This window comes from Streptomyces sp. JLBT605 (assembly GCF_058215555.1).
In genome coordinates this window covers 2624288-2632534 of sequence record NZ_CM177087.1, presented here as the reverse complement: position 1 = coordinate 2632534, position 8247 = coordinate 2624288, and the positions used below count along the sequence as shown (strand labels likewise).

Annotated in this window: 1 protein-coding gene; it reads left to right on the top strand. The window is 76.3% G+C overall.

The genetic code is table 11. The features are described from left to right. Positions 1-10: 10 nt before the first annotated feature. A complete protein-coding gene (locus tag AC4BDD_RS11710) occupies positions 11-8164 on the top strand; it encodes an SDR family NAD(P)-dependent oxidoreductase (protein WP_490690938.1) in 8154 nt (2717 codons plus the stop codon). Positions 8165-8247: the final 83 nt, after the last annotated feature.

Genomic DNA, 8247 nt, shown 5'->3' with positions numbered 1-8247 from the left:
AGGACGAGTTGTGAGCAACGAAACGGACGCCCTGCACGGGCTGAGGTGCACCGTCGTGGTCCGCCACACCGACCCGGTGATGCGCGACCACACCGTGCACGGCACGAGCATCCTGCCCGGGGTCTCGTTCCTCGATCTGATCCACCGGATCCTGAGCTCCAAGGGAGTGGACACCGAGACCGCCGAGTTGCGGCGGATCCTGTTCAAGCAGGCGGTGGCCGCGAGCGAACGCTTCGACACCGAGCTGGACTTCCGCTTCACGGCCGAGGGCGGCGACCGGTACCGGATCACCGTGCGTGGGGTGCCGCTGCTGCGGGACGGCAGCCGTGGCGCGCCCTCCGACGTGCTGGAGTGCGAGCTGCGCCTGGGCGAGCCGTTCCCGGTGCGGCGGATCGACCTGGACGCGCTGCGCGGCCGGGCGGAGCGGACCGTGGACCTGGCCGAGCTGTACCGGGTGGTACGGGAAGCCGGCATCGTGCACGGCGACTTCATGCGCGGGCGCGGCGTCCTGCACGTGGCCGAGGGGGAGCTGCTGGCGGACATCGCGGTCAGCCCGTCGGCCGCCGCGTATCTGGAGTACTTCCGGCTGCACCCCGCCTGTCTGGACTCCTCCACCCTGCTGCCCACGCAGTTCGCTTCAGACTTCGTGCGCCGCTTCGGCGAGAAGGCGCCGGAGGACCGCAAGCCGTACATCCCCATCTACATCGAGTCCTTCCGGGCCCGCCGCCCGGTCGGCCGCGACAACCGGGTGCACGCCAGGCCGCCCCGCTACGCCGGGCAGGACGCCGATCTCAACATCTGCGACCTGGACTTCTACGACGTCGATGGCGTCTGCCAGATGTGGCTGCACGGGCTCACCTCGAAGCGGGTCCGGGAGACCGGCTCGATCACCCAGCTGACCAGCGTGGCCCCGGACGAGGCGGCACTCACCGCGCCGTCCGCCGACGGCGCGGCCGCCGCGGGGGAGCCCGCCGCCGAGGAAGCTGCCGAGGCTGCGGCGCCCGACGCGGGCGGCGGCCTCGACGCCCTGCGCGGGCTGATCAACGGGTTGCTCGCGGAGAAGCTGGGCGCCGACCCCGACCGGGTCGACCCCGAGCGCGGCTTCTACGAGCTGGGCCTGGAGTCCACCGCGCTGCTCGCGGTGGTCCGGGAGCTGGAATCGGCGCTGGCCACGGAGCTGTATCCGACGCTGCTCTTCGAGCACAACACGGTGGAGAGCCTGGCGGGGCACCTACTGGAGACGGTCGGCACCGCCGCCCTGGCCCCGGCCGCCGCCGCGAGTGACATCGCCCCTGCCGCAGCCTCGCCCGCGCCCGCCGACGGAGCCGCCCCGGCCGCCCCCGCTGCCGCCGTGCCGGCTTCCGCGGTCTCCGCGGCCTCGGCCGCGCCCGCGCCCGCGTCCGCCGGTCCGTTGGATCTGCTCTTCATGGAAGGCCGGTGGGAGGACGCCCCGCTGCCGGTGCGCCCCGCCGCCCCCGCCACGGCGGGCCCCGGGCTGCTGGTCGACCCGGCCGGGCTGCTGCCCGCGGGCGGCCACCGCCCCGGTGACCGGCCGGACGCCGGCACGGTCCGGGTCGGCCACGGCCCCGGCTTCGCCGAGGACGCCGACGGCTTCCGCCTCGATCCGGCCTCCCCGGCCGACTGGCAGCGGCTGGTGGACCGGCTGGCCCAGCGCTCCCAGCTCCCCACCGAGGTGCTGTGGTGCCCGGCCGGGCCGGTCGGCGACCCGGAGCTGCTGCGCCGCGAGTTCGCCGCGCTGCTGCACTTCAGCGCCGCGATGATGCGGCAGCCGGGCAAGCGTGGGCTGCGGCTGGTCTACCTGCTGCCGACCCCCTCGGGCGACGGCTTCTCCCCGCTCCAGGCGCTCAGCGGCATGTTCAAGAGCCTCCGCCTCGAACACCCCGGGATGCGCTTCAGCCTGCTCCAGCTCGACGAGTCGGCGGAGCGCGCGCGGGCCGCCGCCGAGGCCGAGCTGGCCGACGACGGCCAGGTCGACGTCCGGCTGCGCGGCGGGCGGCGCACCATCCGCCGCTACCGCGAACTCGCCGCCGCCCCGGACGCGGCCCGGACCCCGGCGGGCGGCGGCGCCGTCCGCCCGCGCGACGGCGGCGTCTACCTCCTCACCGGGGGACTGGGCGGAGTCGGTCTCGCCCTTGCCCGCTTCCTCGCCGAGCGCCACCGGGCCCGTCTGGTGCTGTGCGGCCGCTCCCCGCTGGACGCCGCGGGACGGCGCCGCCTCGACGAACTGACCGCGCTGGGCGCCGAGGTGCTGCACCAGGTCGCCGACGTCGGCCGCGCCGCGGACGTGGACGAGCTGATCGCCGCCGCCCGCCGCCGCTTCGGCGCGCTGCACGGCGTCATCCACACCGCCGGGGTGCTGCGCGACGGCATGGTGCTGGGCAAGACGGCGCAGGACGCCGAGGCGGTGCTGGCCCCCAAGGTGACCGGCACCGCCCTCCTGGACCGCGCGACGGCCGGCGAGCCGCTCGACTTCTTCGTGCTCTGCTCGTCCACCGCCGCCGCCTGGGGCAACGCGGGCCAGACCGACTACGCCTGCGCCAACGCCTATCTGGACGCCTTCGCCGTCGAGCGGGAGCGGCTGGCCGCCGCCGGCGCCCGGCACGGCCGCACCGTCTCCATCGGCTGGCCCGCCTGGCTGGGCGGCGGCATGGGCCTGACCGACACCGCCGCTGCCGCGCTGCGCTCGATGGGCATGGAACCGCTCGACGACGCCACCGGGGCGCGGATCCTGCTCTCCGTGCCGTCCGCGGCCACCGGCCATGTGGTGGCGCTGGCGGGCTCGCGGGACCGGATCATCGAGTCCTTCGCCGCCCACTCGGCCCCCTTCCAGCAGCTGGCCCTCGGCGAGGCCGGGCCGCCAGCCACCGCCCCCGCCCCTGCCGAGGCGCACGCTGTCGCCGGCCCGGTTGACGCCGCCGCGAACGCCGCCGCGGACGTCGTCGATGACGACGCGATCGCCATCGTCGGCATCAGCGGCCGCTACCCGATGTCCGAGGACCTCGACGCCTTCTGGGAGAACCTGCGGGCCGGCCGGGACTGCGTCACCGAGGTGCCCGCGGACCGCTGGGACCATGACGCGATCTTCGCGCCGCAGCGCGGCACCCCGGGCCGCACGTACGGCCGCTGGGGTGGATTCCTGGACGGCATCGACGAGTTCGACCCGCTGTTCTTCCACATCTCGCCCAACGAGGCGGCCGTCATCGACCCGCAGGAGAGGCTCTTCCTGCAGACCGTCTGGCACACCTTCGAGGACGCCGGGCACGCCCCCGCGAGCTGGAAGGGCCGTTCGGTCGGGGTGTACGTCGGCGTGATGTACAACCAGTACCAGCTCTACGGAGTCCGGGGCCCCGAGGAGCCGGGCGGGCTGGTGCCGTCCTCGTTCAACGCCGCGATCGCCAACCGGGTGTCGTACTTCTTCGACCTGCGCGGCCCCAGCATCGCGCTGGACACCATGTGCTCGTCCTCGCTGACCGCCATCCACCAGGCGTGCGAGAGCATCCTGCGGGGTGAGTGCGAGGCGGCCGTGGCGGGCGGGGTGAACCTCTCCGTCCACCCGAACAAGTACCTGCTGCTCGGACAGTCCTCCTTCCTCTCCACGGACGGCCGCTGCCGCGCCTTCGGCGAGGGAGGGGACGGCTACGTGCCGGGCGAGGGCGTCGGGGCGGTGCTGCTGCGGCCGCTGCGCGACGCGCTGCGCGACGGCGACCAGGTGTACGCCGTGATCCGCGGCCGGTCCGTCAACCACGGCGGCCGCACCGGCGGCTTCTCGGTGCCCAACCCGCAGGGACAGGCGCAGCTGATGGTCGACGCCTTCCGCCGCTCCGGCACGGACCCGTCGACGCTGGGCTACCTCGAGGCGCACGGCACCGGCACCTCGCTCGGCGACCCGATCGAGATCGCCGGTCTGGAGAAGGCGTTCGAGGAGCTGGGTGCCACCCGCGGCACGCCCGTCCCCATCGGATCGGTGAAGTCCAATGTCGGGCATCTGGAGTCGGCGGCCGGCATCGCCGCCGTCACCAAGGTGGTGCTCCAGCTGAAGAACCGCGAGCTGGTGCCCTCGCTGCACGCCGACCCGCTCAACCCGGCCGTCGACTGGTCGCGTTCGCGGTTCCGGGTGCAGCGCGAGGCGGCGCCGTGGCGGCCGGGCGGCGACGCGGTGGGGCTCCCGCTGCGGGCCGGCATCAGCTCTTTCGGCGCGGGCGGCGCCAACGCCCATCTGATCCTGGAGGAGTACCGGGATGCCAGGCCCCGGCCCACCGGCGGGGCCCGGGACCGGCTGTTCGTCTTCTCGGCCAAGAACGCGGACCGGCTGCGGGCCCAGTTGGAGCGCTTCACCGCCTACCTGGCACGCACCACCGGCACCCCGTCGCCGGCGGCCCTGCCGGAGCGGGCCGGAGAGCCGGGCGCACCCGAGGCGGTCGACGCTGTCGGCACGGTCGACGCCGTCGAGGCTGCCGAGGACGTCGAGGCCCGGCTGGCGGGCGTGCTCGCGGAACTGCTCGGCGGCGCGGTGGACGGCTCGGCCGCGACCGAGAAGCTGGGCGAACTCGGCCTGGACTACCCGGCGCTGGTGATGTTCGAGCAGCGGATCGAGGAGGAGTTCGGACAGGAGCTGCCGCCGTCCTTCGTGGACGGCGAGTCCACGCTGCGCCTCCTGGCCCGGCGCCTGCACGCCGCGCACGCCGGCGCGGCCCGGCCGGCCGCCGCCACCGTCGGCACCGCGGGCGCCGTCGCGTCCGGCGCCGGTCCGGACCCGGACGACCTCGCCTTCACCCTGCACAGCGGGCGGGACGCGATGGACGAGCGGCTGGCCGTGATCGCCGCGGACACCGGTGAGCTGCTGCGTCTGCTCACCGCCCACCTCGCCGACGGCTCACTGCCACCCGGCGGCTTCCGCGGCCGGCGCCGCCGCTCCGGCCCCTGGCCGGACCCGTCGATCCTGGCGGCGGCGGCCGAGCAAGGCGATCTGGCGCCGCTGGCGCAGGCCTGGGTCGACGGCGCCGAGGTGGACTTCGCCCCGCTGACCCGAGGGCTGCGCCCCCGGCGACTCTCCCTGCCCGGCTACCCCTTCGACCGCGTCCGCTGCTGGATCACCCCCGCGACCACCAGCCCCGCGGGTGCCACCCCGGCCGTCGCTGCGGGCACCACCTCTGCCGACGCGGCACCCGCGGCCGGGCTCGGCGCCCTCGGGCATCCGCTGCTCGACGGCTCCTGGGAACTCCCGGACGGCGAGCACCTCTTCACGGCCGGCCCCTCCCTGGGCACGCACCCCTGGCTGGCCGACCACGCGGTGGCCGGCTCGGTGCTGCTGCCCGGGACCGCGTTCGTGGAGCTGGTGTCCGAGGCCGCCGCACGGCTCGGTCAGGGGGCCGGAGGAGGGGTCTCGGTCGAAGAGCTGACCCTTCAGGCCCCGCTGGTGCTGCCCGAGCACGGCGGCGTCCGGCTGACCCTGCTGGCCCAGGCCCCGGACGCGGCCGGGCGGCGGGAGATCACCGTCCACGCCCGGCCCGACGACGCCCCGGACGGCGAGCCGTGGACCCGGCACGCCACCGGAGTGCTCGCCCCCGCCGCGCCGACGCCCGCCGCGCCGACGCCCGCCTCCTCCTCGTCCGCCCCCTCCGCCTGGCCGCCGCCCGGCGCCGAGCCGGTGCGGATCGACGGGCTGTACGAGGGGCTGGCGCGCGCCGGGCTCGCCTACGGCCCGGCCTTCCAGGGGCTGCGGGCCGTCTGGCGGCACGGCGGCGAGCTGTACGCCGAGGTCGCACTCGGCGAGGACACCGCTGCCGCGGCCGCCGGGTACGGCGTCCACCCGGCGCTGCTCGACGCGGCCCTGCACGCCATCGCCTACGGCGACTTCCTGTCCGTGCCGGACCAGCCGCACCTGCCGTTCGCCTGGCGCGGGGTGACCCGGTTCACCGGGAGCACCGGCGCTTCGGCGCTGCGGGTGCGGATCTCGGCGGCCGGCCCGGACGCCGTGGCGCTGGACGTCACCGACCCGGCGGGCGCCCCGGTCGCGGCCGTCGCCTCGCTGGCGCTGCGCCCGGCCTCGGCGCACACCGGCCCGGCCGAGGCGCTGTTCCAGGTCGACTGGGCAGCGGTGCCGTCTTCCTCCGTCGCGTCCCCGGCCGGGGCCGCCGCGCCGCGCTGCGCCGTGCTCGGACCGGACCGGCTGGGGCTGACCGCCGCGCTCGCCGCGGCGGGCGTCACCGCCCGGCCCGCCGACTCGCTCGCCGCCGTGGCGGCGGACACCGATCTCGTCCTCGTCCCGTGCGCGCCGCAGGACGGCGGCACCGACCCGGCGCGCGCCGCGCACCCCGCGGCCCATCGGGCGCTGGCGCTGGTGCGGGAGTGGGCGGCCGAGGAGCGGTTCGCCGCGGCCCGCCTGGTGTTCGTCACCCAAGGCGCGGTCGCCGCGGCTGACGCCGGGCGGATCGGGGCCGAGCGGGTCGCGGACCTGAGCCACGCCGCGCTGTGGGGTCTGGTGCGCTCGGCCCAGTCCGAGCACCCCGGCCGGTTCCACCTCGCCGACCTGGACGACGGCGCCGACATCGCGGCGGGCGTCGGTGCTCTGCTGCCGGTGCTGGCCGGGTCGCCGGACGAGCCGCAGCTGGCGGTCCGCGGCGGCGCCGTGCTGGCCCCCCGGCTGACCCGCGCCGCCACCGCGGCCGCACCGGCCACCCCGGTCTTCGATGGTTCGGGCACGGTGCTGGTGACGGGTGCGTCGGGTGCGCTGGGTGGTCTGGTGGCCCGTCATCTGGTGGTGGCGCACGGCGTGCGTCATCTGCTGCTGGCGAGTCGTCGGGGCGGCTCGGCGCCGGGCGCGGTGGAGCTGGAGCGGGAGCTGACCGGCCTGGGTGCCGACGTCACCTGGGCGGCCTGCGACGTGGCCGACCGGGAAGCCGTACGCGAACTGCTCGCCCGGATCCCTGCGGAGCACCCGCTGACCGGCGTGGTGCACGCCGCGGGCGCGCTCGACGACGCGGTCGTCGGCGATCTCACCCCGGCCCGGCTGGACGCGGTGCTGCGCCCCAAGGCGGACGCCGCCTGGCATCTGCACGAGCTGACCCAGGGGCTCGGGCTCTCCGCGTTCGTGCTCTTCTCCTCGGCGGCCGGGGTGCTCGGCGGACCGGGGCAGGCCAACTACGCGGCGGCCAACGCCTTCCTGGACGCCCTGGCCCAGCACCGCAGGGCCCGCGGCCTGGCCGGTCTCTCCCTGTCCTGGGGACTCTGGGAGACCACCGACACCACCGACACCACCGACACCACCGAGACCACCGGGAGCGGCAAGGGCACCGCGCGCACCGCGGGCATGGCCGGCGCGCTCGACGCGGCCGACCGGCGCCGGATGGACCGTACCGGCGTCTCCGCCTTCTCCGCGGCCGACGGCCTGCGGCTGCTCGACGCCACGCTGGCGGCCGACCGGGCCCATGTCATGCCGATCCGGCTGGACGTGGGCGTGCTGCGCGGCCAGGCCGCGAACAGTGGCACGGTGCCCGCGCTGCTGCGCGGCCTGGTACGGGTGCCCGCGGGGCAGCGTCCCGCGACCGGATCCGCTTCCGGCGGTGCCGGCGAGGGGCTGCGGGAGCGGCTGGCCGGCCTGTCCGAGGCGGAGCGGGCCGTGGAACTGTCCGTCCTGGTACGCGGCCAGCTCGCCGAGGTGCTGGGCTATCCGGGCCCCGAGGCGGTCGAGTCCGACCGGCCCTTCTCCGAGCTGGGCTTCGACTCGCTCACCTCGGTGGAGTACCGCAACCGTCTTGACGCCCTCACCGGCCTGCGGCTGCCGGCCACCTTGACCTTCGACCACCCCACCCCGGCGGCCCTGGTCGACCACCTGGCCCAGGAGTTCGCGGGCGGTGGCGGCGGGACCACCCGCGTCCTGCGGGTCTTCGCGGAACTCGACCGGCTGGAGGGATCACTCACCGCGCTCTCCGAATCCGCCGAGTTCACCGCGGACGCGGTGGCGGGCGAACGGCTCGCCGCCCGGCTGCGCGACCTGGCCGCCAAGGTGACCGGGACCGGGGCCGGAGCCGGGGCGGGGGCCGAGTCGCCGTCGGGCGCGGACGGTTCGGTCCTGGACCGGATGGACTCGGCCAGCGACGACGAGGTCTTCGCCTTCCTCGACCAGACCCTCGGCGACGCCTGACCGCCCCGGCCGACCGCCCCGACCGAGCAACCAAACCGACCGACCGTGCCGCCCGGCCCGGACCACCAGCTCGACGGATCGCC